The organism is Bradyrhizobium sp. STM 3809, assembly GCF_000239795.1.
Classification (GTDB): domain Bacteria; phylum Pseudomonadota; class Alphaproteobacteria; order Rhizobiales; family Xanthobacteraceae; genus Bradyrhizobium.
Window position 1 is genome coordinate 1 of sequence record NZ_CAFJ01000710.1, and the last position, 2,821, is coordinate 2,821.

At 66.1% G+C, this 2,821-nt stretch carries 2 protein-coding genes; both read right to left on the minus strand.

The annotated features are described in order from the left end of the window. On the minus strand, window positions 1-918 hold a 918-nt coding region (locus tag BRAS3809_RS30895), incomplete at its 3' end, for an ATP-dependent metallopeptidase FtsH/Yme1/Tma family protein (protein ID WP_035659616.1). Window positions 919-1,119: 201 nt separating this feature from the next. Continuing rightward, a complete protein-coding gene (locus tag BRAS3809_RS30900; RefSeq protein ID WP_008965944.1) occupies window positions 1,120-2,703 on the minus strand; it encodes an ABC transporter substrate-binding protein in 1,584 nt (527 codons plus the stop codon). Between the last annotated feature and the right edge of the window lie 118 nt (window positions 2,704-2,821).

The window sequence follows — 2,821 nt, forward strand, 5'->3', positions numbered from 1 at the left end:
TGCGAGCAGGATGACGCCGGAGCTCGGATCGAAGCCGTCGAGCTCGGCGAGCAGCTGATTGAGCGTCTGCTCCTTCTCGTCATAGCCGCCGAGCTGAGCGCCCGCAGACCGGCTGCGGCCGAGCGCATCGAGCTCGTCGATGAAGATGATGCAGGGCGCCGCCTTGCGCGCCTGCTCGAACAGATCGCGCACCCGCGCGGCGCCGACGCCGACGAACATCTCGACGAATTCGGAGCCGGAGATCGAGAAGAACGCGACACCCGCCTCGCCGGCGACGGCGCGCGCGAGCAGCGTCTTGCCGGTGCCGGGCGGGCCGACCAGCAGGATGCCCTTCGGCACATGGGCGCCGAGCCGGCCATAGCTCTTCGGATCCTTCAGGAACTGCACGACCTCCTGCAGCTCGAACTTGGCCTCGTCGACGCCGGCGACGTCGGCGAAAGTGACCTTGGTGTCGGTCTCGACATAGACCTTGGCGCGCGACTTGCCGATCGACATCAGCCCGCCGAAGCCCTGGCGGTCCATGACTTTGCGGCCGAGGAACACCCAGATCAGATAGAACATCAGCGCCGGCACGACCCACGACAGCAGCGTCTGGATCACGCCGCCGGAGGGAACGCCGGTCACGGTGACGCCCTTGGCCGCGAGCTTCTCGGCGAGCGGCGGATCGACGCGCGCCGTGACGAAGCCGGTCTTGCCATCGGCCTGCTTGTCCTTGAACTTGCCCTGGATGGTGTCCGGACTGACCGAGGCCTCGGCGATCTTGCCCTGCGCGACCAGCTGCTCGAACTGGCTGTAGGGAATCGTCTCGACCGTGTTGTAGGTGGTCAGCAGCCATTGCAGCAGCAGCATGCCGATGCCGGCGAGGAAGATATAGCCGACGGCAATGACCTGCTTGCGGGTGTTCGGATCGGATTCCATGGGCTAAGCACTCGTCTGGCAGCGCTCCTTGCGGCTGATCGACGATGACCGCCTCAGCGGGAGCTGCACGAGCGTTTAACAAGCGCCCCGCGCGGGGCGCTTGTCCTGGATCAAGCCCTTTGGGCTCAGGCCGTCCCGTGTCAGGTCCGGCCGACGCACCCGGACGCGCATCCGACATGGCGAACGCACACGGACATCAGGCTATTCGAGATCGATCGGCTGATAGATTCCGGATTTGTCGAGCTGGGTGCCCCAGACCTTGTGCAGCGCCTGATGGTCGCCGCGGCTCAGGCTGAGCGAGGCGCCGAGCCCCATGTCCAGATTGCGCGTGTTCTCCAGCGTCTCCACCAGCCGTTCGGTGTCGAGCTGCGGTCCGCAGCGCTTCAGCGCGTCGATCAGCAGGTTGGCCGCGATGTAGCCCTCGAGCGAGATGTAGTCGGGAACCTCGCCGGCAGCCATCTCAGCCAGCGCCGTCTTGAACTCGAGCACGGTGCTGGAATAGCCCGATACGGCCGGCACCGCCTGGGTCACGATCACGTTCTCGGTGAAGCGCGGTCCGAGCATCGACAATTCCTGCGCCAGCGCCGTGGCGCCGACGATCGACATGTTGGTGTAGATCATGCCGGGAAACAGATCACGGGTCTTCTCGATGAACTTCGCAGCCGGCCGCGTCGTCCCGACCATCACGATCGCCTTGATCGGCACCTTCTGCGCCTTGAGCTGGGCCACCGCCTCGTCCATGTCGATCGAGTTGCGGGTATAGACCAGACGCAGGATCGCCTTGTCGTTGAGGCCGGCTGCGCGATAGGCTTTGGCGACGCCGGCGAAGCCCTGCTCGCCGAGATCGTCATTCTGTCCGAACACCGCGATCTGGTTCGGCTTGATCTTGCGCATCTTCAGCAGATAGCGCACGGCGGCGTCCGCCTCCTCGACGAAGCTCGGACGGTAGTTGAAGACATAGCGATCCGGCGGATCACGTCGCACCAATGTGCCGCCGGTGAACGGCGCGAAGAACAGCGCGCGGCGCTCGAGCGCGAACGGCACGGCCACTGCGGCGGTCGGCGTGCCGAGATTGCCGACGAAGCCGAACACCTGCTCCTTGTCCCACAGCAGCTTCATGGCATCAGGCGTCCGCGACGGCTCGAAGCCGTCGTCGGCGGCGATCAGCTTGAGCATCCGTCCATGCACGCCGCCCGCAGCGTTGGCGCGCGCGAACGCCACCTCGATGCCGCGCTTGTAGCTCTGCCCATTCTCCTTGGCGCTGCCGCTGTAGGGAATGACCATGCCGAAGCGGATTTCCTGATCGGTCACGCCGCGCACGGGGCCGGAGGGTGCGGGCCGGATCGCGCCGGTGGTGGCAGGCGTCGCGGGCGCGACGGCGGGCGCCGCAGCCGGCGCCGGCGTGTTGACGCTGCGCTCGAGGTCGGCGAGCTGGCGCTCGACCAGCCGGCAATCCGCCCGTCCGCCGTTCACCGCTGCGCGGCCCTCGGCGATGTTGCGTTCGAACTCCCGCGCAAGCTCGTTGCGCTCGTTCGGACTGGTCGAGGCCTCGCGGATCGCATCCTGAAACTTGGCTAGGATCACCTGCACGCGACGGGCTGGGATGCTGGTGCAAGCCTGCGATGATCCGACGATCGGGCCGACGCGGCCGGCCAGCTCGCGGACCACGCTCACATTGTCGGCGGATGCCGCCGCGCTGACGCTTCCGACCAGCATCACGGCGGACAGGACCGCCAAACGATGCGAACGCCATGTGAGACACGAGGCGAAGAACGAGTATTGCATCGGTGAGACTGAGACCTCCGTACCTGTTCGCCGATCGACACGCGCAGACCGGACGCAAGGATGAGGCCAACCGAGATGATGTCTCGTCGCGGTAATTCGGATATCGTCATGACCAACG